The organism is Acinetobacter sp. QJM3NY_42, from assembly GCF_056173745.1.
In genome coordinates, this window is record NZ_CM149689.1 from 2,351,797 (window position 1) to 2,374,381 (window position 22,585).

The following is a 22,585-nucleotide window of genomic DNA, read 5'->3' on the forward strand; positions in this document are numbered from 1 at the left end:
ATGGACTTTAATGACTTGCTTAACCTGATGATGGAACAAAAAGCATCGGATCTGTTTATTACTGCCGATGTTGAACCGTCAATGAAGATTAATGGCCAGATTGTTCCGGTTTCAAAAAACAAACTGACTGGTGAAATTGTCGGACAGCTAATTCATGCAATTATGACCGATAAACAGCGGCAGGAATTTGCAGATACACGTGAATGCAACTTTGCTATCACTAACCGGGAAAAAACAGCCCGTTTTCGGGTCAGCGCCTTTCAGCAGCGTGATTTACCCGGCATGATTTTACGCCGGATTGAAACACAGATTCCAACAATGGATGACCTGAAACTGCCACAGGTGTTAAAAGAACTGGCTATGACCAAGCGCGGCATTATTATTTTCGTGGGTGCCACCGGTACAGGTAAGTCAACCTCGCTTGCTTCAATGATTGGTTATCGGAACCATAATTCCAAAGGTCACATTATTACCATTGAAGATCCGATTGAATTTGTTCATGAACATGCCGGCTGTATTATTACCCAGCGTGAAGTAGGTATTGATACGGCATCCTTTGAAATTGCGCTAAAAAACACGCTGCGACAAGCACCTGATGTTATTTTAATCGGAGAAATTCGTTCAAGGGAAACGATGGATTATGCGATTGCATTTGCAGAGACTGGTCACCTGGTCCTGGCAACTTTACATGCCAATAATGCCAATCAAGCACTAGATCGTATTGTCCATTTCTTTGAAGCAGACCGGCATAGCCAGCTGTATATGGATTTATCACTGAACTTAAAAGCGGTAATTGCCCAGCAGTTGATCCCTACTCTAGATGGTAATGGCCGGCGTGCTGCAATTGAAGTTCTGATTAATACCCCTCTACTTGCAGATTACATCCGTAAAGGCGAAGTACATGAAATCAAGGACCTGATGAAGCGTTCACGTGAATTGGGTATGCAGACGTTTGACCAAGCACTATATGATTTGTATAAGGCCGGTCAGATTAGTTACAAAGATGCCCTTAAACATGCCGATGCTCCAAATGATTTACGTCTGCAAATCAAACTGTCCGAAGAAGGGGCCAGTCAGTTAATGGCTGCAGGACGTAATATTACTTTTGACGGGCAATAAACGATAACGACAATAAAAAAGGGCCATTCCATGGCCCTTTTAATATGTTGTATTTATGTAGATTTTATTTCTTGCGAAAAGCATCTTGGCATTCAGTATCGCCACAGTAACCATATAAATTGAGCGAGTGACCTGTCAAATGAAAATTATATTGCTCAGCAACCTTATGCTGCTCCTGTTCAATAATATCATTTGTAAATTCAACCACTTTATTACAGTTTAGGCAGACCAGATGGTCATGATGATCTTCCTGCATAATTTCAAAAACTGAATGACTATTTTCAAAATTGTGACGCTGGATAATACCGGCTGTTTCAAACTGGGTTAACACACGATAAACGGTTGCTAAACCTACATCTTCACCCTGTTCGAGTAAAGTTTTATAAATATCTTCCGCACTCAAATGATGTTGTTTTGAATTTTCTAATAATTCCAATATTTTGATTCGTGGAAGGGTAACTTTAAGTCCAGCTTTGCGTAAATCTTGATTTGAAATAGCCATGAAAAAAGGTCTCTCAACAAATTTTAAGTTGGAATATGCAACAGAGTTTAGATGCAGTATGATTTATCCTTGGATCAAATGCATCATAATTAATTGGGATAGTGTAGCAAAATGCAAAAACTTATGCTGACGTTAGTCGTCACTTCACTGCTTGTCGGCTGTTCAACCTTGGGCGTTTATAAAGTTGACATCCCTCAGGGAACGCCATTAACTCAGGCACAAGCTTCAAAAGTCCAGGTGGGTATGTCTCATCAGCAAGTACGTTTTCTGCTTGGAAGCCCAACCGTAACTGATCCATTGAATCCATTACGCTGGGATTACATTTACAACTATATCCCAGGAACCTATGCCAAGAAAGCCAAGATTCCAGCGGCACATGGCCAGCATTTAAAGATTTACTTTAATGAAACAGGTATTGTTACCAAAATTGAAGGGCTGGAAACTATTCCAGAATTCCAACCTGGTCTGCCTGCTTCCAGAGAAGCGATTTTAAATGCGCCCCCACTATAGACGCTTTAAAATAAAAAGAAACCCCTCGATGAGGGGTTTTTCATATCATTTCAATTGTCTGAGGCGATTACTTTTGGCATAACGTCCCACCGGATTTTTTTCTGCCCGCTTACGGCGAGTCTCTTTCGGATTTACGGTTAAAGGCCGATAGATTTCTACCCGGTCCCCTGCCTGTAGTGGCTGGCTCATCTCAGTCACTTTTATGCCAAAGATTCCGGTCTGTAGCACTTCAGGTAAATCAATCTTATTCCGTATACCACTTTGCTCTATTGCATCCCGAACGGTCATTCCTTCAGTAAACTCAACAGCAATCAGAAACTGTGCTTCAGGATGGGCATAAGCGACCCAGACTTGCTGATGCTTCACCATTATATAAACTGCCTGATAATCGCAACCATAGCTAATAAAATAGATAACGGTAAAACAATACGCACTGCAATACGCCACAAGTTGTAAAACAGCTCATTACTAAAGTTCATAGATTTGCGTAAATGGCTAATCTTCATGATCCAGCCAGCAAAAATGGCATAGATCAGGCAAATTATAAGACCCCATAACATTAATACCAGATTTAGCGCTGAATAAATTTCTGGAATCGCCCAAACCAGTAAAGCAATTAGTAAAATCGCCCATTGTAGAACAATCGCAACTTGACGTTGTAATAACTGCTCACGGGCAAATTGAATAAACAATGCCGCTGCTGCTAGTGCAGTAATCACCAATGCAATAACAGGAAGCTCACCATTAGCAACAAAGAACCCAAAAGCAATTACAGCGACTAGCTGTGCAAACCAGATCGGTAGAACGGTGCCTGTTACTGCATTTTGTGTTTGTACCCGAGGCAAACTACTTTGCCAGTATAAGCCCAATCCCAGACCACTGGCCACAAGCGCAAGTACTGTTGCACTTCCCCACTCGCTAAACTCGACTGATGTCCATTGCCAGCTTGCAGCCGGTGTACCTAGGGTATTTGCAGTAATTAGTGAAATAATAACGCCTAAAGCTGTCACAGGAACAAGGAACTGGCGTGGAATAAAAGAGCCAATTAATGCAACCACTGCCATTGCCAGAAAAACAAGATGTGGAGCAAAGTCCGGAATCATTTGCAACTGAATCAGCTGAGCGGCATTAAATAATACGGCACCAGCCAAGAATGGAATAAAGATAACTGCAAGCCAGCCTACTAGACGCCAGCGTGCTGAGGCATCTGCATCGCGGGTCAGCCCAGATAAAGCATTTAATGCGGTAGTTTTGGAACGTTTAGCGAGTGCAATTTCCAGATAAGTAATCGGTAAGGCTAAAAATAGCATCGTTCCTAACCAGAGCAACCAAAAATCAAACTGTCGCTCGAATTGAATCCCCACCACCGGGGCAAGCGTCGCAATAATAATAAAGGTTAAACAAAATGCCATCAGCGGCGATAACCATCGTGACATAGAATTGTCCTGCATGATGCGTTCCTTGAATGAGTCTGCCGATATTTTGCCTTTCTCATGAACGAAAATCAAAGACTCAAATAAAAAATGCAAACCACCCCGAAAGATGATTTGCAGCGCTAATTTTTTATTTACTTATTCCTTGTTATTCTTATGTCAGTTTTCTTATGAAAAGAAACGAGCAAACCAATTTTTTCCCTTTTTCTTTTCTTTCTCTTTCAGGATGCCCATCATATTTTCTTTTACAGCGCCAACATAATCAGCATCATCATGCTGAATATGGTTAATTAACCATTTTGAAAGGATTTCATGTAACTCATGTTCAATAGACGCCCCTTGTTCAAACTGTTGACGGTAAAGTTCAATCTTTTTAATAAACAGATCGTGTACACGTTTATGAGGTACACGATATTTATAACCGGCTTCTTCTTGCAAGCTCTCTTCAAAAGTAAAATGTGACTGGGTGTAATCAATAATATCATCAAGAATCTGTTTCGTATGATGACGATCTGTATTCTGGTCAATCTGGTTAATATAATCCAGAATCCGCTTGTGTTGATCGTCAATTACATCGATACCAGTATTATACTCTGGACTCCATTTCATTTTCATTACGTCCGCCCCAGCTATAATCAATTAAGTACTGAGAGAATCATATCGGTAAAAAAACAAAATAAAAATGAAGTAATTTGGTTGGTTTTAATATAATTTCCATATTTATTATTCAAACTATTATTTTTGATATAAAAAATATTTTAACCAGACCAAAAGAGTAAGTTATTTTTTAACCAATTTATATTATATTTAGTTTTCAATATTTTATTAATACAAGCTTTTCTATATTTTATATATTAAGGGGTATATAATAAATCTATTATTTTATAATAACTTATATTTTAATATTGATCAGCTTTAGTGACTCGCTTTAATTCAGGATTTTTAGCTTCCCGAATGAGTCGTTCAATATGTGTAAAAGCATATTTAACCGGTTTTCCATGCTGAAATAAAATCATTTCACCTGGTTGATATGCTGTCCAGATCTCATTATGAGTCAAAGGTTCTGTAGTAATAACTGCAACCCGGTCTTCTGGTGTAGTCACATGACTAAAATCGACTTCAACATCTAAATCGATTAATTGTGCAGGCTGAAACGGATATTCACGTACCAGCCAGTGCAGCTTAGTGGTGGCATAGCTAAATAATGCCTGGCCATTTGAAAGACAATAATTGAACGTACCGTACTCTGCAATTTTAGGTGCAACATCCTCTAGTACAGCAAAAATCTCTTCTATTGCAGGCTCATTATAGCCAAAATGCTCAACCAACTGATCAAGCAAATAACAGAATGCATATTCACTGTCAGTATTTCCTACCGGCGTAAAGCGGCCAGTCAATGGAGGATTAAACTCATGCAAGTCACCATTATGGGCAAAAATCCAGTGGCGCCCCCATAATTCACGTATAAATGGATGTGAATTTTCTAAAGTAATTTTACCCTGTGTTGCTTTACGGATATGGGCAATTACATTTCGAGATTTGATAGGATAATTACGGATAAGCTCAGCAATCGGCGATTCTACTGCCGACTGATTATCTACAAATAGCCGGCAGGCCTTATCTTCAAAAAAAGCGATACCAAAACCGTCTGAATGGTCAGAAGTTACTCCAGCCCGCTGTGAAAAGCCGCGGAAAGAAAACGTTATATCTGTCGGAGTTGCACAATTCATTCCCAAAAGCTGACACATAATCTTTAATCAGGGTCTTAATAAAATCTTGAAGTTATTGTGCATGAGTCATCTTAAACTTGTAAATCTTAATCTTGGTATATGTCTGTTTTATTTCTTGCAAACAGAAAAAAGTCACCGAAGTGACTCTTTAAACTGTCCAGTTATGACCTGCTTGCACCAAAATGGGCACGGTTAGTAATCAAAGTTCCAACTCCATGATCAGTAAAGACTTCCAGTAGGGTTGCATGAGGTACGCGACCATCAACAATGTGGGCACTAACTACACCTGCCTTGACTGCATCAAGTGCACAGCCAACTTTGGGAATCATGCCACCATAGATCACGCCTGTTTCAATCAGATGATCAACTTCCTGTGTGGTAAGGCCTGTTAGCAATTTTTTATTTTCATCCAGTACACCGGCAATATTGGTTAACAGTACTAGTTTTTCAGCACCTAGAGCTTCAGCCACCTTCCCTGCAACCAGATCAGCATTGATATTGTAGGTATTACCTTCCTCGTCTACACCCAGTGGTGCAATCACCGGAATAAAGTCACTCTGGGTAAACATTTCGATGACATCGGTTTTTACTTCAACGACTTCCCCTACCAGTCCCAGATCAATCTGGTGAATGCTGCCATCTTCTGCCTGTTTTTCCATCAGAAGTTTGCGAGCTTTAAGCAAATTACCGTCTTTGCCGGTCAAACCAATTGCACGGCCACCATGCTGGTTAATCAGATTGACAATAGACTTGTTAACACTGCCACCTAATACCATCTCGACTACTTCCATAGTCGCAGGATCTGTTACGCGCATCCCATCTATACGCTCAGACTCGCGGCCTAACTGTTTTAGAAAGGAATCGACCTGCGGGCCTCCACCATGTACGACGACCGGGTTTAAACCGACTGTTTTTAACAGAACAATGTCACGGGCAAAGGAGCTTTCCAGTGCCGGATCAGTCATGGCATTACCACCATATTTTACCACCAGCGTTTTACCGGCAAAATGTTGAATATACGGCAACGCTTCGGTCAGAATTTCAGCCTTGTTGATGCCAGCACTAGTTTGCTGATGTGGCATTCACCTCTCCTTATTGAGCATCCAGGATATCTTGTGCAATTTCAGGATATCGTTCACTTAACATTGAAACAAATTTATATCGGATTTTATCCAGCGTCAGGCGGTCGTCCGCATCAAAACGTACGGTAAAGTACTCGCCAGTATTGGAAGCTCGAATAATGCCAAAACCATCTTTAAAATCAAGGCGTATTCCATCAATCTTACTCAGTTGAGCACCAAAACGGTGACTCAGGATTTCGATATCCTCCAATACGGTTTTAGGATTGGTCTGATGTGTACTGATATAAGTATCTTCGGTACAGCAGCGCTCAGGATAGACCGCCAACAACTCTGATAACTTTTTGTCTGGGAAATGTCCCATATATTCAATGACACGTAACGCTGCATATAAGCCATCATCATAGCCAAAACCACGACCATCATTAAATACATAGTGGCCAGCGTACTCTCCACCAAAAACAGCATAGCCCCCAGATTGTGATAAATATTTTCTGAGAAAGCTGCTTCCTGTACGGATCATATGTGGATGTCCACCCAAGTTTCGAACCGTATTACGAACCATGCTGGAACATTTAACATCGAATACCACTGCGTGACCGGGATGGTTTTCCAGACACATCTGGCTAAATAAAGAAAGTAGACGGTCTGCAGTAATAATATTTGCCTGTTCATCGACCAGTACTACCCGGTCCCCATCACCGTCCAGTGCGATACCAATATGGGCCTGCTGTTCAATCACATTTGCCTGTAACTGTTTTAAATGAACAGCTTGAGATGGGTCCGGGGCATGATCTGGAAAATTACCATCAGGCTTACAGCGCAAAGCGATCACTTCACAGCCGAGTTTCTTCAAAATGGTTTCTGCACACTCTCCTGCTGAACCATTCAACGCATCCAGTACAACCTTGAGCGGTTGTTTTAAGTGAATATCTTTTAAAATTGCCTGCTGGTAAAGGCTACAGAACTCGGCCTTATGCTGATGTGGCAAGGTTAAAATAGAATCAGATATAGAAGGCTGATAATAATTTTCTGCTGTACTTGCGATGGATTGGATCATATCTGGACACGGCGGTTCACCCTGAATAATCCATTTAATTCCGTTATCGGTTTTTGGATTATGGCTAGCGGTCACCATTATACCGTTTCCACTATAGTTGCGCGCTAAATAGTACATTTGCGGACTGGAACAGCAACCAATTTCAGTAACACTCAGCCCCTCTTCACCACATACTTGAGTCAGAATTTGTGCATAGAAAGGACTACTTAATCGCGCATCATAACCAATCACCAGTTCAGACTGGCCAGCATCTTTAAACTGTTTTGCCAAGGCGTGTGCAGTTGCCCGGACCACAGCCGGAGTAAAACAAGCAAGTTTTCCACGGATATCATATGCGCGAAAAATAGCTTTTGGAAAAGGAGAATGATTTAATTCCATACTATATTCTTTTATTCAAGGCGCCTACCTTGGAAATAAAAACTAAAAATTCAGAATAAAAAAGTAGGCGGGTTATTATCAGAATGCATAAGGTATACCTAAAAAAAGAATATTTTTTAATATAGATTCAGTAATGTTTCAACAAGAAATGTTAAGAAATTGTTTTTAAAAGTTTTATTAGCTTATAAACAGGCTATTCTCTGTTTATAAGCTGTTATTTTACTTCTGCCCGGTATGGCCAAAACCGCCAGTTCCCCGCTCGGATGCAGTAAATTCATTCACTTGTTCAAATTGTGCCTGGACTACGGGAACCAGTACATATTGAGCCAGGCGCTCACCAGGTTCCAGTGTAAAAACTGTCTGACTACGGTTCCAGACAGATACCATAAGCTCGCCCTGATAGTCTGAATCAATCAGGCCCACCAGATTACCAAGTACAATCCCATGCTTATGACCCAGTCCAGAACGCGGCAAAATTAGACCCGCAAAATTTGGGTCTTCAATATAAATCGCCATTCCAGTCTTAACCAGAATAGTTTCACCAGGTTTAATTTGCACCGCCTCATCCAGACAGGCACGTAAATCCAGTCCGGCAGAACCAGAAGTCGCATAAGTTGGCAAAGGCCATTCATTACCCAGACGCGTGTCGAGTACTTTAATTTGAACTTTCATAAGTATTCCTATTTCTATGTCGAGTACAGACCAGCTGACTTAACGTTTCAATAAAGCTTTGAGATTCTGTAAATATTGCTGTGCCTGTTCTTTCGGGTCTACATTAGCAACCAGTTTTTTCTTGCGGCCTAACCATTCAACTTCATCTTGAGGCAACTCATCCAGAAAGCGGCTTGGCGTCATCTGTTTCATTTGTCCCCCATTCTTGCGCTGCTCTGCCAGAGTTAGAGTTAGAGCCTGACGGGCACGGGTAATACCCACATACATCAGGCGACGCTCTTCCTCAATAGTTTCACTGGCAATCGAATTTTTATGGGGCAATAATTCTTCTTCCAGTCCAATCATGTAGACATACGGAAATTCCAGCCCTTTAGCAGCGTGAAGAGTTAGCAAGTTTACTTTATCAATATCTTCCTCTTCCTGTTGCTGCTCCAGCATATCGAGCAGAACCATTTTACGAATGACACTCTCAATATTTTTATCATCCACATCTTCTGCCCGGTTAATCAGACTTTGAATACTACTGTAGAGACTTTCAATATTATCTAACTTGCTTTTTTCTTGAGCAGGTGTAGCTGCCTGTTCTCGGATATAGTCGATATAACCTGCTTCATTCATCATCTGGCGAATTTTAGGAACTGGTTCGTCATCATCCAGCAATTCACGGGTAAAATTTCCAATAAAATCAGCAAACTCATGCAACTGTGTTACAGCTTTTTTAGGAATGACCATCGTGAGCCGCTGATCTCCGGCTGCAGATAATAAAGACAGATGGTTATCTTGGGCAAATAGTCCAAGTTTTTCTAAGGTTACCGGTCCAATTGCACGCTTGGGTGTATTAATAATACGCAAGAAGGCACTATCATCTTCTGGATTAATAATAAGGCGCAGATAACTCATGACATCCTTGATCTCTGCACGGGCAAAGAAAGACTGGCCACCCGACAGTTTATAGGGAATTTGCATCTGGCGAAGCTGGGTTTCTAAAACGCGTGCCTGAAAGTTACCACGGTACAGCACTGCATAATCTTTCCAGCTGCGGGCATTCATCAGTTTATGCGTTAAAATATCCTTTACAACACGTTCTGCCTCATCATCGTCATTACGACAGGTAATGACCCGGATCACATCGCCGTGGCCTTTATCACTCCAGAGCTGTTTATCAAAGATATGAGGATTATTGGCAATTACCGCATTGGCAGACTTCAGGATCCGGCTGGTCGAACGATAGTTCTGCTCAAGCTTGATTACTTTTAGGTTAGGAAAATCCTGCTGTAATAATGCCATATTTTCAGGTTTAGCTCCTCGCCAGGCGTAAATTGACTGGTCATCATCACCTACAGCTGTAAACTGGCCCATCACGCCTACCAGCAGCTTAACCAGAATATACTGTGCGGTGTTGGTATCTTGATACTCATCGACCAACAGATAACGTACCCGATTTTGCCATTTATCACGTACTTCCGCATTTTCCTGCAACAAGCGGGTCGGCATCACAATTAAGTCATCAAAATCAACAGCATTGTAGGCACGAAGGTTGCGCTCATATAACTGGTAGAGATGTGCCATCTGTACATCTTCTGGAGTTTCACAAGTACTATGTGCCTGTTCCGGTAAAATCAGATCATTTTTCCAGTCAGAGATTTTTTTCATTGCCTTCGCAATGAGTTCTTTACTTTCTGCACCCGATAGATTGTCACGATGCATCAGATCCATCAGTATGCGTTTACAATCATCTGCATCTAAAATAGAAAAGTTGTTTTTAAGAGGCGTATTTTTCAGCTCAAGGCGCAACATGTTTAAGCCAAAAGTGTGAAAGGTCGAAACTGAAAGTCCTTTAATTTCCTCACGTGACAACAATTTACCGACACGCTCTTTCATTTCTCGTGCAGCTTTGTTAGTAAAGGTCATTGCTGTAATCCGGTGCGCCGGTATTCGGCACTGCTGGATTAAATAAGCAATTTTACGGGTAATTACCGAAGTTTTACCTGAACCTGCCCCTGCAAGTACTAACAAGGGTCCTTGAGTGTATTTCATAGCTTCAAGTTGCTTGTTATTTAACTGACTTGCCGACGACATAATACTACCTCTCCTGATCCGAGCATGATTATAGACAGGTCTGTTTCAGATGCCTAATGTTAATTGGGTACCAAATAGCCATAAAAAAACCACCCGAAGGTGGTTTTTATACAACTTCAATTAAATTATTGGGTTGCATAAATACTAATTTCTACACGGCGGTTTTGTTCACGGCCTTCAGCAGTTGCATTTGATGCAATCGGGTTAGAAGCACCTAGACCCTGAGCATTAATACGGGTACGTGGAACGCCCTGGCCAGCCAGATAGTTGGCTACAGCCTGAGCACGCGCCTGAGATAGCGGGATATTGATTGAATCATTACCAGTGCTGTCAGTATAACCAGTTACCAAAATGGCACTCTTGTTATCTTCTGTCAGGGTTTGAGCTACTTTATTAAGCGTTGTATAGAAGTTTGGCTTGATCGTAGACTTGTTGGTATCAAATGTAATGTTGCCTGGCATAATCAGACCAACAGAACCATCCGGGTTACGGTTAACTTCTACCCCAGTACCTGCCATTTGTTGACGAAGTTTTTTCTCTTTATTGTCAAGATACACGCCTGTAGCTGCACCGACCACCGCACCAATTGCTGCTGCACGGTTATTCTGTGCACTTGAATTTGCATTTGACTTAGAAATACCATAACCCGCAAGTGCACCCAGACCGGTACCAATTGCTGCTTTATCATATTCCATGTTTTGGCAACCCGAAAGTGCCATTGCCCCTACTACAGTTGAAATCATTAGTGCACGCATTGCATGCCTCCTTGTCCTTGTTGTCTAAAAGGATAATGAAATAAAAAAAAATTTTATAACATTGATTTTTTGTTAAAAAATAATGGATTATTTACATTTTGTAATACTTTTAGATCTTTTTCGGAAGTCATAGCCCATAATTTCTTCATACTCGCTTTTTGATGAGTTTTTTTGATGAAATACTTCATTTCATGAATTGCTTCATTTAGGATGACAGGGTTCAGGTAACAGGACCTTTCTATGTCATCCCAAAACAAGAAACAAGCTTTACTAAAAAAAATTACACGTGGACTGACCGTAGGCTCGGTAATTACAGGAAGTACTTTCCTGCACGGACCACCTGTGCTGGCGCTCGGGTTAACAAAGCTGATCAAAAACTCGCGTAAAATTGATGAAACGAATATTGAGATTACGAACCGCTGGTTAGCAGTCAATAACTGGTTAATTGAGCATGTACTTTCTGATTTAAAATGGGATATTACCATTGATGAAAATCTCGATTTAAGCATGCAAGGTCGTTATCTAATGACCTGCAACCATCAGAGCTGGGTAGACACTACAGTGAATCAGTACTTTGGTCTGACCCGTATGCCTCTAACCCGTTTTTTTACCAAATGGGAACTGATCTTTATTCCTTTTGTCGGCCAGGCTTTTAAAATTTTAGGTTTTCCGATGATGAAGCGGCACAGCAAAGAGCAGATCGCAAAGAATCCTGATTTAAAAACCCGTGATTTGGAAGAAGCACGCAAGGCCTGCCAGCAACTGGTAAGTCAGCCTTATACCCTGCTCAATTATCTGGAAGGGACACGTTTTACCCAAGAAAAACATGACCAGCAGAAATCACCTTATAAGCATTTGCTTAAACCTAAGGCTGGTGGACTGGCATTAGCATTGAATATTTTAGAAGATAATATTGATGCGCTGGTGGATATGACTATTGTTTATCCGGATGGTGTCCCAGGCTATGGAGATTTCTGGTTAGGTGACGTAAGCCGGATTGCAGTAAACCTGCGTAAAATTGAAATACCTGCTTGGGTTAAAGGTGGCAATTACGAAGAAGATGAAGAATACCGTAAACGCTTTCAAGCCTGGGTACATCAGATCTGGACTGAAAAAGATCAGTTAATTGAATCCATACAGCAAAAATATGCCTAGTTTTTCTATACTCTGAACAATCATTAAGGACCTGTATGCAAGAAGAGCCCGTCAAAGCGAGAACCAGTTTTATTCCAGTGCGACATGATACGTTAGCCTGGAAATTGTTTCTGGTTTATGACGTATTCATGATGGTACTGATTGTCATTAATCTGGTCTGTTTAAGTGGTAATGCCATTTTAATGAGTGACTTCGGAGAATGGCTGTTTGAGTTTATCCGTGTGCCTGAAGCCCTTCAGTTTTATAAGACTGAATTGCGTCCTTGGGTGATTAAAACAGAAGGCTGGTTTACCAGCTTCCTGGTGGTAGAGCTTCTGGTACGCTGGCTGATTGCCATTATTTATAAACATCACCCACGCTGGTTCTTTTTTCCTTTTATACACTGGTATGAATTACTTGCCATCATTCCACAATTACGTTTTTTAAGATTACTGCGCGCCGGGGTAATTGCTTACCGTTTAAATGAACTGGGTTATCAGGTTATTCCTGAAAGCATTTATAAGCGTGCGCTGTTCTATTATCACGTGGTAATGGAAGAACTTTCCAGTCGTGTAGTCTTAACCATATTAGATGGTGTACATCGTGAACTGGTCACCAGTACTACCCATAAAAAGCTGATCCATGATCTGGTCGATCACCACCGGGACCTTTTTGCGGCAGCTCTGGCTCAGGTATTACAGGAATCATTAGCTCTGGCCTTAAAAGAACATCAGAATCAGCTCTCAAAAGAGGTTGGCCTGATTGTTAACCGGGCCATCGAAGAAACGCCGGAGCTCACCCAACTGCTACGCCTGATACCGATTGTAGGCAGCCGTATTGAACAGCAGATACAGAGTATCGGCCAACGCTTGGGTGAAAATATTACTTATGGTTTAATTGATCCGCTGGTAGATGGAACACTGGATCAGCCAAACTCGACCTATATGCTGATCGCACAAAGAGCCAGCCAGTTAAATATAAATAATCAGGCACTTGAGCAATTGGTTGAATCAGCAGTATTTGAAAGTTTAGAATCCATCCGTAAACAAGTAAAAATTAAACAATGGCAACAGATTCTGGCCGAGAGCAAAGTAGCCAAAGAATAAACATCTCGGTCAAAATATTTGTACTTCGGCTAGAGAATTCATGCATTTTAGTCTAGGATTTGCTCTATTTAATAACATGACTTTGGCAAACTTTAAGTTAAAAGCCTCTAAGGAATAATTATGGCTGATATACGGGTTACAGGCAGAATGGTTAACTTTACCCGGTTAACCTTTGACACCAATGATCATGATGCTATCCGCCAGCAACTGAACACTCTAGTCGATGAAAATGCTTATCAGGGTGCCCTGGTTATTCTTGACAGTACCGTCGAGCAGGAACTGATTGCACTGATCCAGCTGCTCGTCAGCCTAGATTTGCAGCCTATGGCTGTAATTGACGGCATCCTAGGTGATCAGGCACGCGCCATTCAGTTCCCGGTACTCGCCTCTGACCGCCCGTTACAGCGCATCAAGCCTACCAAAGAACAGGTAGTTGAAGCGCCAGTATCTCAACAGGCCGAGGCTGAAAAAACAGGCAGTATTCGTTATATTACCTCTTATCACGATGAGATTTTACGTACTGGGCAGTGTCTGGTCCAAGACCATGGCGATATTATTCTAAAAGCCGGAATCAACAGCGGCTCTGAAGTGATTGCTTCAGGAAATATACATATTTATGGCAGTGTTCGTGGTAGAGTCATTGCCGGCGTAGGAGGCAATACCTCTGCAAGAATTTTCTGTCATTCCCTTGAGGCAGAACTGGTATCTATTGCAGGCACATACTGTGTAGCAGACGACATCCCGCAGCATGTCGCCAAAAAACCTGTACATATTTACTTGAATGATGACCAAGAGCTTGAATTTGAAGCCTTGGAATTTTAAGGTATAAATTATCACCAAAAGCCCCATTTAAGGGGATGGACCATAACAGGAGTGGATTCGGTGGCCAAAATTGTTGTCGTAACATCAGGCAAAGGTGGAGTGGGTAAAACTACAACAAGCGCATCTTTTGCAACAGGTTTAGCCCTACGTGGTCACAAAACCGTCGTTATTGATTTTGACGTAGGCTTACGTAACCTGGATTTGATCATGGGTTGTGAACGCCGCGTGGTTTATGACTTTGTCAATGTTTTAAATAATGAAGCCCGTTTACAACAAGCTTTGATCCGTGATAAAGATATTGAAAATCTTTATATTTTACCGGCATCACAGACCCGTGATAAGGATGCATTAACAGATGAGGGTGTTGCCCGGATTATAGATGAGCTCTCACAAGAGTTTGACTATATTATATGTGATTCACCAGCCGGTATTGAACGTGGTGCTATCTTGGCCATGTATCATGCTGATGAAGCAATTATCGTAACCAACCCTGAAATCTCTTCTGTGCGAGACTCAGATCGCATTATTGGCATGCTGGACAGCAAGACCAAAAAAGTAGAACAAAATGAAGGCCGTGTACGCAAGCATTTGTGTATCACTCGTTTTAACCCAGAACGTGCAGACCGTCAGGAAATGTTATCAATTGATGATATTTCAAAAGATATTTTACGTGTCCCGACTTTAGGGGTGATTCCAGAATGTCCAACTGTACTTCAGGCATCAAACGAAGGTAAACCGGTTATTCTATATACTGAAACCAGTGCTGGACAGGCTTATGATGACCTGGTTGCGCGCTTCCTTGGTGAAGAACGTCCTTATCGTCACATTACTGTGAAACCGAAGGGCTGGTTAGCACGACTATTTGGAGCATAATTATGGCAGGATTCTGGAGTAAGCTTTTTAGTGGTGATGAAAAACCATCAAGTGCTAAAACAGCTAAAGACCGACTGAAAGTCATCGTGGCCTCTGAACAGGGTTTAGGTAGACGTCTAAGCCAAGACAAAATAGACCAGATGAAAAAAGAAATTATGCAGGTGGTCAACCGTTATGTACGCGGTGTAGATGAGCAGCATATTCAGATGTCTGTTCGTTCTGAAGCGAACATCGAAATGCTGGAAATGAATATCAATTTGCCTGAAGAACGTTAATCTCATTACTGATTAGGCAACCGAATTAAATCAAGGCAGAATATGCAGCAGCGCATGGAAAGTATCACTTTCTCCTGCTGCAAGTATTTTGCTTTTTTAATTTTGTTTTGAATACTGAGGAGATCGTGATGGCATTGTCACAGCCAGCAACATTCAATGAAGAATGGTCAGATGAACGTGTGTTTGGCTATTTGAATCAGCTTCCTCCTGAAGGCATAAATGCTGACTTTCATGTTCTCTATCATGCATTCAAGCATATGCGTCCAAGTGATTATGAACGTTTGCTGAACAAGTTTATTGCTGATGGCCGAGATCTAAATGCTACTAATCCTCAGGGACAACGTATTCATGAAGTGATTGCTGAATTTCCGCGCCAAAGTGCTCCATTTCTAGAAGTTCTGGCTAAATTTGCTTAAAAACAGCTTTATAACCGAAATAATAAAAAACCTGCTTGAAGCAGGTTTTTTATTTAAAGACCTTTTATACTAAAATTTCACGCTTACCATTTGCACCCATCGCACTTACAATACCATTTTCTTCCATCTGATCAATAATGCGCGCAGCACGGTTGTAACCCAAGCTAAATTTACGCTGGAGAGAAGAGGTAGAAGCTTTACGGGTTTCCAGTACAAATGCGACACACTGGTCGTAAAGCATATCCCGGTCGGAACCGCCTTCTCCACCATCCTCGAAACCACGTGAGCTTGGTTCTTCATCAAACGGTGTCAATATCTCGTCAATGTAATCAGGATCACCACGTTCGCGCCATGCATCACAAATACGGTTAACTTCATCATCAGAAATGAAGGCGCCATGTACACGTTCGGGTTCAATTTTACCTGGCCCCAAGAACAACATATCACCGTGCCCTAACAAGTCCTCTGCCCCACCTGCATCTAAAATAGTACGGGAGTCAATTTTGCTGTTAACACGTAATGCCACACGGGTTGGAATATTGGCTTTAATCAGGCCGGTAATGACATCCACAGAAGGGCGCTGAGTTGCAAGCAATAAATGAATACCAGCAGCACGTGATTTTTGCGCGAGACGAGTAATCATTTCTTCTGCTTTTTTACCCACCTGCATAATCATATCTGCAAATTCATCAGCCACGATCACAATCATAGGTAAAGGAGTTAAGCGTGGAGCACGCTCTTGAGTTGCCGAATCACCGGGTTTCCATGTCGGATCAATCAGATCCTCACCGTTCGCAATTGCTTCTTCGACCTTACGGTTATAATCAGTAATCTTGCGGATTTTCATGAAGGACATCAGCTTGTAACGACGTTCCATTTCATTAACACACCAGTTCAGTGCACTGACCGCATCTTTCATATCAGTCACTACGGGCGTTAAAAGGTGGGGAATATCATTATAGTTAGCCAGTTCTAATTGCTTTGGATCAATCAGAATTAAACGCAACTGATCGGGGGTATATTTGAGCAGCATGGAAAGAATCATGGCATTTACAGCGACTGACTTACCCGAACCGGTAGTCCCTGCCACCAGCATGTGGGGTGCCTTGGCAAGATCAGTCAAAACCGGATTACCTGAAATATCCTTACCCATAGCCATTGAGATAAGGCCATTCGGGTCGCGATATGCCGGTGTTTCCAGTAGCTCGGTTAAACGTACCATTTCACGGCTACTGTTCGGTACTTCGATTCCAATATAAGGTTTGCCTGGTATAACTTCCACTACACGCACCGAAGCCATGGACATTGAGCGAGCCAAGTCACGGGAGATGTTGGTTACTTTAGAAGCTTTTACCCCAGGCGCCAGATCCAGTTCAAAACGGGTGACTACCGGTCCTGGCTGGGCCTCAACCACCTTGGCTTTAACATTAAACTCCTGCAACTTGATTTCCAGAAGTTCTGACAGGCGTGCCAACTGCTCAGCAGTAAAGTTTACTTTCTTGTTCGGGTCTACCGGATCTAGCATGTCAACTGGAGGCAAAGTTGACAGATCACGACGCTTGTGTACCACTTGCATGGCACGTGACATCGGCCGCCCAGCCCGGTCAGTTAATGGCGCATCAAGATCAAATTCTTCTTCAATTTCTTGAGGTTTACCAGCCGTTTCATGCCAAGCCTCAATAAAGGCTTCTTTATCTTTGGCAAGAATTTCACGCTCATCTAGATGCTGCTCAGTCTCTGTTTCACGCTCTAGTGCATTAAACTGAGTTTTAATCTCTGCTTTTACAAAGGGCGTAGACTGAGCATAACTGCTTGTTGTTCTCACAGGCTGATCTTTAAAGTGGTCTTCATCTTCCACCAGAAAATCAACCAGCTCCTCAAGCTCAGCAACATCACTGCCGTTATTCTGCATGGACTGTCTCATCAGTGCAGATTGAACTCCCGTGGCGCTTGCTGCCCCAGAAACACTGGCCGTCACACTGGATACAGTAGCTGATGCGGCAGATGAGCCCTGTCCATTCGATATATTTTTGCTGTTAAAAGGTGTATGTACATCTGTTGCCGTTTTAGTTGGCGGTACAGCAGCTAACAGCTCATCAAAAATCTGGTCATCATTCCAGTCCAATATCTCATCATTATGTGGTGTTTGAGGCTGATACGCAGGAGAACGGGATTCAGGCTGTCTTTCTTCCTGAGCCACTACCACTTGTTGCAGATGATCATGTGGTGTAACCGGTTTATCATCTTCGGCAGCTTTTAACAGGGCATCAATATCACGGTCATGATTATCATCATGTTGTAAAGCACGCCATACTTCACCGGTGGCGACCACACGCTGGCTGTCCTGCTGTAACTGATGGGCTTTTTCTAAAGTACGTTCAAACTCTGCTTCATCTTCAGGATCAAGTGAAGGCATCTGATGTTGTATCTGCTCTTTTGCCAACATATCGTTAAATAGACGCTCTGCTTGCAGGTCTGCTGCTGAAGGTTGAGAGGCTATCTTAGCTGGCTGCTTTATTTCTGAAGCTAAAACCTGCTCTTGTGCAGGTTCTCTGGTTCTGATCGCGACCGGCTTTTTTATTGGTTGCTGTTCAGTGCGGTCAAAGTCTGATTCACTGGAAGGTACATTACGGTAAAACAGATCTTGCAGATATGCAGGGGTTGCCTTAAGCGTAACCCAGGTTTTATTCCATTGAATACCAAATGCCAGAGTCAGTAAAATTAGACAAAATACAATCAGAAAGAAAGTAGCACCATAAATTGTTAACACCTGTACCAGACTACTTCCCAGTTCATAACCGATAATGCCACCAGAGGCATTTTCCAGAGTATCTGCAGGTAAATTCCAGTGTAGATATAAAAGGCTGGACGTGGTCAGGATTAAAAAAAACTGGGCAGCATAACGAAACGGACGGTTCAGGAAACTGCGTGGCCACCAGAGCTGGATAGCTTCAATAAAAAGGTAGATGGGAATAAGCAAACTTGCCCATCCTACAAAGCCAAAAAGCAAATCTGCAATCCAGGCACCCGCTACGCCGCTGGCATTAGAGACTTGCTGGGTATCACTGGAAATATGCATCCACCCGGGGTCAAACGGTGTATATGTTACTGTTGCCAGAAACAGATAAATCCCGAATGAAACCAAGAATAATGTCATTAATAAGCGCTGTGCATAAACATTTGACACCGCAGTCATATACTGTCCCGTAACCATTTATCAATTGATGTTCTTATATAGAAGCCGTCAGGCTTTCTTCAAAGAAGAAAACTTTATATTATGCACCGGTTCCCATTAAAATGATGCATCATTATTTATTTGTGTTGTTAACATATTTTATATAGCTCAAACCGATTTCCATCATCAAGATTATCCACATGGATTGAACACAACTTTGCTGATGTTTCACGTATACTTTTAACAATTCTACATAAAAAAGGATAGCTTTAATGAGCATTCGTCACTCACGGTTAATTATTTTGGGCTCGGGCCCCGCCGGTTACAGCGCAGCAGTGTATGCAGCACGTGCAAACCTAAAACCCACACTCATTGCAGGCATGCAGATGGGTGGCCAGCTTACGACCACTACTGAAGTAGACAACTGGCCAGGTGACCCTGAGGGTCTTACTGGTCCAGCTTTAATGGAACGTATGCATGCTCATGCAGAGCGGTTTGGTACTGAGATGATTTATGACCATATTAATGAAGTGGACTTAAATGTTCGTCCCTTTGTTTTGAAGGGTGATATGGAAGAGTACACCTGTGATGCCCTGATTGTGGCAACAGGCGCAACCGCCCAGTATCTTGGTCTGGAATCCGAAGCCAAATTTATGGGCCAGGGTGTAAGTGCCTGCGCAACCTGTGATGGTTTCTTCTACAAAAACCAGAAAGTTATGGTAGTAGGTGGAGGTAATACTGCGGTTGAAGAAGCATTGTATTTATCAAATATCGCTTCACATGTTACGCTTGTACACCGTCGTGACAAACTGCGTTCAGAAAAGATTTTACAAGATCACCTGTTTGAAAAAGAGAAAGAAGGCAAAATTTCGATTCTCTGGAACCATCAGGTTGAAGAAGTCCTGGGCGACAATACTGGAGTAACCGGTGTAAGACTCAAATCTGTTCAGGATGACACACTACGTGATGTTGATGTTCAAGGTTTATTTGTTGCCATTGGCCACAAACCAAATACCTCAATGTTTGAGGGCCAGCTTGAATTACGTAATGGCTATATTCAGGTACAAAGTGGCACAGCAGGTAATGCGACTGCAACGTCAATCCCAGGCGTATTTGCAGCAGGTGATGTAGCAGATGATGTTTATCGCCAGGCCATTACCTCTGCGGGTTCAGGCTGTATGGCTGCACTTGATGCAGAGAAATACCTGGATGGTTTAACACCAGAAAGTTAAGAGAGTTTAGTTATTTTCTTAATAGCCGCCTCAGTGCGGCTATTCTTATTTTCAGTTTTACAGTTATGCTTGTATGCCTGTTTGAAATTACTTACCATAAATTAAAGTGATTTTTTCAGACTGAATCATGACCATGCTTCCCCCCTCTCAATATATTTTTCCTGATCCTATAGAAGCTGATACTGAAGGCGAAGGCCTTATATGTATTGGGGCTGACCTCTCTCCGTCTACTTTATTAGAAGCTTACACACATGGGTTATTTCCCTGGTTTAATGCGGGTGAACCTATTTGCTGGTGGTCACCAGAACCACGCTGTGTAATTTATCCAGAATGTTATAAACCGAGCAAATCTTTACTACGGAGTATGAAAAAGTACAACTATCACATCACGGTAAATCAGGCTTTTGAACAGGTTATTTCTTCATGTGCCTTACCGCGTAGCTATAGTGAAGAGACGTGGATTTCCAAACAAATTATCCAAGGCTACTGCGACCTGTTCAATGCAGGTTTTGGCTATAGTATTGAAGTCTGGGACGATACAAAGTTGGTAGGAGGCCTATATGGGGTCACCATTGGCAAAGGCTGTTTCGGTGAATCGATGTTCAGTACCCGCACTGATGTTTCAAAAATGGCTTTTTATAGTCTCATGTTAATTGCAAAGGAGAATAATTTACCCTGGGTCGACTGCCAGCTGGTAAATGAACATCTGCTTAGCTTGGGTGCCTGTACAGTTTCTCGGCAGGATTATCTTAAATCGTTACAAGATGTAATTATTCAACCTACTATCGATTGGAAAAAGTATCAGGAGCGTGTATTTTCAAGTGAAACAGTTGCACTTAATAGCTGCCTGAGCGAATGATAATAATGAGGGACCATGTATGAAATCTTATCACCCTAAGTCCCTGTTAAATGACTTGCAGTACTATATTACACCACCACATGACTGTAGTTATCTAGAAAAGAAATCTGCACGCATGGTCTTTCTGGACCCTGTTCACCGTATTGACGTAGAAACATTGTCTGAGCTTTCTCGGCTAGGCTTCCGACGTAGTGGCGACTTTATCTATCGTCCAGAATGCCATTTATGCCGGCAATGCCTTTCCTGTCGGGTCCCTGTAAATGCTTTTCAAATGAACAGCAGCCAGAAAAAAGCATGGAAGCGTAACCAGGATTTACGCATGAATATTATTTCAACTCGTGATGCAACCTGGCAGCATTATGCACTGTATGAGCGCTATATTTTGGCACGTCATGCTGATGGAGACATGTATCCACCCAGTCAAGACCAGTTTGAAAAATTCTTGGTACATAGCTGTACAGAAAGCTTCTTTCTTGAGCTGTGGAAGGATGAACAGCTCATCAGCGTTTCTACATGTGATCCGCTGGATGATGGTATTTCAGCGGTTTATACTTTTTTTGATCCTGATGAAAACCGCCGCTCCTTAGGGGTATTTGCAATTTTAAAGCAGATTGAATATGTAAAAATGCTAAGTTTAGATTACATCTACCTCGGTTACTGGGTACCACATTCAGCTAAAATGAACTATAAATCCCAATATACCCCATTAGAAATTTTACTAGATGGACAGTGGCGGCATCTGAACCGTTCCTTAAACGCTGAAGAGATTCATGCGCTGGGTGATTCACTCCTCACCACCCTTCCTTCGGGCTGGAATCAGCTGATTGTTAAATAAATCAGTTTGACTTAGCGAAATAACTGGCTGAAATCCTCACTACAAGACTTGACCATGATAATGGCATGTTCACGTCCTCCATTCGGTCCAGGATAATAATTACGTCGCTGATCAATTTGATGAAAGCCGCTTTTTTCATAAAGTGCGATGGCAGCTGTGTTGCTTTCACGTACTTCCAGAAAAATTTGTACAGGCATATTTTCTAAAAGTGAAATTGATTGCTCAAGTAGGGTATAACCTAGTCCTTTACCTTGCCAGGAAGGATGAATACCCATTAATAACAGGTTAGCTTCATCTAGAATAGGCTGTAGAATACAGAAGCCGATAACCTGATCTTGCAGCTCGTATACAGTACACAGATAACTTTGTAATGCCTCTTCAAATAATCGAAAAGACCACGGGTGAGTCTGAACCTGTTTTTCAATCTCAGTCACCTGAGGCAGGTCAGATTTTTGCATTAAGCGGATCATATACAACAGGGCTTTTATAGCTATCCAACTTGCATTATAAGAATTGTTTATGAAAAATCGAGAATAAAAAA

Annotated in this window: 23 protein-coding genes; 11 read left to right on the forward strand and 12 right to left on the reverse strand. The window is 42.0% G+C overall.

Features of this window, described 5'->3' with window-relative positions; genetic code table 11:
• Entirely contained in the window at nucleotides 1–1,119 is a 1,119-nt protein-coding gene (locus tag AC0VYT_RS11120; protein WP_005018931.1) for a PilT/PilU family type 4a pilus ATPase, read from the forward strand.
• 64 nt (nucleotides 1,120–1,183) lie between these two features.
• On the opposite strand, the gene fur is transcribed toward AC0VYT_RS11120, so the two are convergent.
• On the reverse strand, nucleotides 1,184–1,621 hold the full coding sequence (gene fur / locus AC0VYT_RS11125; RefSeq protein ID WP_005018930.1) for a ferric iron uptake transcriptional regulator: 438 nt from the start codon (nucleotides 1,619–1,621) through the stop codon (nucleotides 1,184–1,186).
• A gap of 111 nt (nucleotides 1,622–1,732) precedes the next feature.
• Between fur and AC0VYT_RS11130 the strand changes: the two genes are divergently transcribed.
• Entirely contained in the window at nucleotides 1,733–2,131 is a 399-nt protein-coding gene (locus AC0VYT_RS11130) for an outer membrane protein assembly factor BamE (RefSeq protein ID WP_005018929.1), read from the forward strand.
• Nucleotides 2,132–2,176: 45 nt separating this feature from the next.
• Here AC0VYT_RS11130 and AC0VYT_RS11135 read toward each other — a convergent pair whose 3' ends face one another.
• The 9 genes from AC0VYT_RS11135 to AC0VYT_RS11175 form a co-directional block, all read right to left on the reverse strand.
• A complete protein-coding gene (locus AC0VYT_RS11135) occupies nucleotides 2,177–2,500 on the reverse strand; it encodes an RnfH family protein (RefSeq protein WP_005018928.1) in 324 nt (107 codons plus the stop codon).
• Nucleotides 2,500–3,582, reverse strand: a complete 1,083-nt coding sequence (locus tag AC0VYT_RS11140) for a membrane protein (protein WP_005018927.1) — start codon at nucleotides 3,580–3,582, stop codon at nucleotides 2,500–2,502. Before AC0VYT_RS11140 ends, AC0VYT_RS11135 begins: the two co-directional genes overlap by 1 nt.
• A 150-nt stretch (nucleotides 3,583–3,732) precedes the next feature.
• Nucleotides 3,733–4,179 carry a bacteriohemerythrin gene (locus AC0VYT_RS11145; protein WP_005404364.1) on the reverse strand — a complete coding sequence of 149 codons (447 nt, stop codon included), beginning with the start codon at nucleotides 4,177–4,179 and terminating at the stop codon, nucleotides 3,733–3,735.
• Between the two features lie 284 nt (nucleotides 4,180–4,463).
• Nucleotides 4,464–5,312 (reverse strand): class II glutamine amidotransferase, encoded by an 849-nt coding sequence (locus tag AC0VYT_RS11150; protein ID WP_005018924.1) that lies wholly within the window; start codon nucleotides 5,310–5,312, stop codon nucleotides 4,464–4,466.
• Between the two features lie 143 nt (nucleotides 5,313–5,455).
• Nucleotides 5,456–6,376, reverse strand: a complete 921-nt coding sequence (argB, locus tag AC0VYT_RS11155; protein ID WP_005018923.1) for an acetylglutamate kinase — start codon at nucleotides 6,374–6,376, stop codon at nucleotides 5,456–5,458.
• A gap of 10 nt (nucleotides 6,377–6,386) precedes the next feature.
• On the reverse strand, nucleotides 6,387–7,811 hold the full coding sequence (locus tag AC0VYT_RS11160) for a phosphomannomutase/phosphoglucomutase (RefSeq protein WP_005018922.1): 1,425 nt from the start codon (nucleotides 7,809–7,811) through the stop codon (nucleotides 6,387–6,389).
• Nucleotides 7,812–8,030: 219 nt separating this feature from the next.
• Complete coding sequence (dut, locus tag AC0VYT_RS11165) at nucleotides 8,031–8,483, reverse strand: dUTP diphosphatase (RefSeq protein ID WP_005018920.1); 453 nt, start codon at nucleotides 8,481–8,483, stop codon at nucleotides 8,031–8,033.
• Between the two features lie 39 nt (nucleotides 8,484–8,522).
• A complete protein-coding gene (locus AC0VYT_RS11170; protein ID WP_005018919.1) occupies nucleotides 8,523–10,562 on the reverse strand; it encodes a UvrD-helicase domain-containing protein in 2,040 nt (679 codons plus the stop codon).
• 125 nt (nucleotides 10,563–10,687) lie between these two features.
• On the reverse strand, nucleotides 10,688–11,317 hold the full coding sequence (locus AC0VYT_RS11175; protein WP_005018918.1) for a YiaD family glycine zipper/OmpA-like lipoprotein: 630 nt from the start codon (nucleotides 11,315–11,317) through the stop codon (nucleotides 10,688–10,690).
• A gap of 240 nt (nucleotides 11,318–11,557) precedes the next feature.
• On the opposite strand from AC0VYT_RS11175, the gene AC0VYT_RS11180 reads away from it, so the two are divergent.
• The 6 genes from AC0VYT_RS11180 (at nucleotide 11,558) to AC0VYT_RS11205 (ending at nucleotide 15,943) form a co-directional block, all read left to right on the forward strand.
• Nucleotides 11,558–12,472, forward strand: coding sequence for an acyltransferase (locus AC0VYT_RS11180; RefSeq protein ID WP_005018916.1), 915 nt, complete (start codon nucleotides 11,558–11,560; stop codon nucleotides 12,470–12,472).
• A gap of 35 nt (nucleotides 12,473–12,507) precedes the next feature.
• Nucleotides 12,508–13,557: a hypothetical protein gene (locus tag AC0VYT_RS11185; RefSeq protein WP_005018915.1), complete on the forward strand. Its 1,050-nt coding sequence runs from the start codon at nucleotides 12,508–12,510 to the stop codon at nucleotides 13,555–13,557.
• A 120-nt stretch (nucleotides 13,558–13,677) separates the two neighbouring features.
• Nucleotides 13,678–14,379, forward strand: a complete 702-nt coding sequence (gene minC / locus AC0VYT_RS11190; protein ID WP_005018914.1) for a septum site-determining protein MinC — start codon at nucleotides 13,678–13,680, stop codon at nucleotides 14,377–14,379.
• A gap of 60 nt (nucleotides 14,380–14,439) precedes the next feature.
• A complete protein-coding gene (gene minD, locus AC0VYT_RS11195) occupies nucleotides 14,440–15,252 on the forward strand; it encodes a septum site-determining protein MinD (protein ID WP_005018911.1) in 813 nt (270 codons plus the stop codon).
• 2 nt (nucleotides 15,253–15,254) lie between these two features.
• The gene (gene minE, locus AC0VYT_RS11200) at nucleotides 15,255–15,527 is read left to right on the forward strand and encodes a cell division topological specificity factor MinE (RefSeq protein WP_005018909.1); all 273 of its coding nucleotides are present in this window, start codon (nucleotides 15,255–15,257) and stop codon (nucleotides 15,525–15,527) included.
• Between the two features lie 128 nt (nucleotides 15,528–15,655).
• A complete protein-coding gene (locus AC0VYT_RS11205; RefSeq protein WP_005018908.1) occupies nucleotides 15,656–15,943 on the forward strand; it encodes a PA4642 family protein in 288 nt (95 codons plus the stop codon).
• 64 nt (nucleotides 15,944–16,007) lie between these two features.
• On the opposite strand, the gene AC0VYT_RS11210 is transcribed toward AC0VYT_RS11205, so the two are convergent.
• Entirely contained in the window at nucleotides 16,008–19,139 is a 3,132-nt protein-coding gene (locus AC0VYT_RS11210) for a DNA translocase FtsK (protein WP_005018906.1), read from the reverse strand.
• 251 nt (nucleotides 19,140–19,390) lie between these two features.
• On the opposite strand from AC0VYT_RS11210, the gene trxB reads away from it, so the two are divergent.
• The 3 genes from trxB (at nucleotide 19,391) to AC0VYT_RS11225 (ending at nucleotide 22,044) form a co-directional block, all read left to right on the forward strand.
• Nucleotides 19,391–20,350, forward strand: a complete 960-nt coding sequence (gene trxB / locus AC0VYT_RS11215; RefSeq protein WP_005018904.1) for a thioredoxin-disulfide reductase — start codon at nucleotides 19,391–19,393, stop codon at nucleotides 20,348–20,350.
• A gap of 127 nt (nucleotides 20,351–20,477) precedes the next feature.
• Nucleotides 20,478–21,209: a leucyl/phenylalanyl-tRNA--protein transferase gene (gene aat / locus AC0VYT_RS11220; protein WP_005018903.1), complete on the forward strand. Its 732-nt coding sequence runs from the start codon at nucleotides 20,478–20,480 to the stop codon at nucleotides 21,207–21,209.
• Nucleotides 21,210–21,228: 19 nt separating this feature from the next.
• On the forward strand, nucleotides 21,229–22,044 hold the full coding sequence (locus AC0VYT_RS11225) for an arginyltransferase (protein WP_005018902.1): 816 nt from the start codon (nucleotides 21,229–21,231) through the stop codon (nucleotides 22,042–22,044).
• A gap of 11 nt (nucleotides 22,045–22,055) precedes the next feature.
• Here the strand turns inward: AC0VYT_RS11225 and rimI are convergent, their stop codons facing one another.
• Nucleotides 22,056–22,514 (reverse strand): ribosomal protein S18-alanine N-acetyltransferase, encoded by a 459-nt coding sequence (rimI, locus tag AC0VYT_RS11230; RefSeq protein ID WP_005018900.1) that lies wholly within the window; start codon nucleotides 22,512–22,514, stop codon nucleotides 22,056–22,058.
• Nucleotides 22,515–22,585 lie beyond the last annotated feature (71 nt).